The 411-nt window shown below is 33.8% G+C and carries 1 protein-coding gene; it reads left to right on the top strand.

The window, feature by feature from the left end; all coding sequences use genetic code 11:
• The first annotated feature begins 185 nt into the window (after nt 1–185).
• On the top strand, nt 186–371 hold the full coding sequence (locus J7R10_RS09100; protein ID WP_208436510.1) for a hypothetical protein: 186 nt from the start codon (nt 186–188) through the stop codon (nt 369–371).
• Nucleotides 372–411: the final 40 nt, after the last annotated feature.

Here is a 411-nt window from a genome sequence, read left to right as displayed (position 1 = left end):
ATGTCATAAATGATGAGCAAATTCATTCTATTGGCAACGAAATTGCAAAAATTTTTGGTGGTAAAGTTTCATTCGATGGTGGTGTTTTTACAAGACCAAAATATAATTTAACTACTATTGATTAAGATGGTGTATTTTCTCAGCAGGAATATAATGATGTTTGTTGAGCTTTGAGTGGGCTTGATATGAATATCAGGGATGGTAATCAACATTTAGTCCATGCAATGAAGGATATTGCTACCTATTTTGGTGGTGGCGCGGGATATGATGAAAATATAGAATGGCATGCTCTTACTTTCCTGGTTTATCAAATTGATGCTAATGGAACTTCTTCGAAGCAGTCTTATTATAATGTTGCTGACGCTTTTTAAGGTGTGAACACTTCTTTCACTCACATTAACAATCAAATTT

The sequence above is a fragment of the Bartonella vinsonii subsp. berkhoffii ATCC 51672 genome (assembly GCF_902825225.1).
In the GTDB taxonomy this organism is placed as follows: Bacteria; Pseudomonadota; Alphaproteobacteria; order Rhizobiales; family Rhizobiaceae; genus Bartonella; species Bartonella berkhoffii.
The sequence above is the reverse complement of the archived record's forward strand: the minus strand, read 5'-3'. Positions and strand labels throughout refer to the sequence as shown.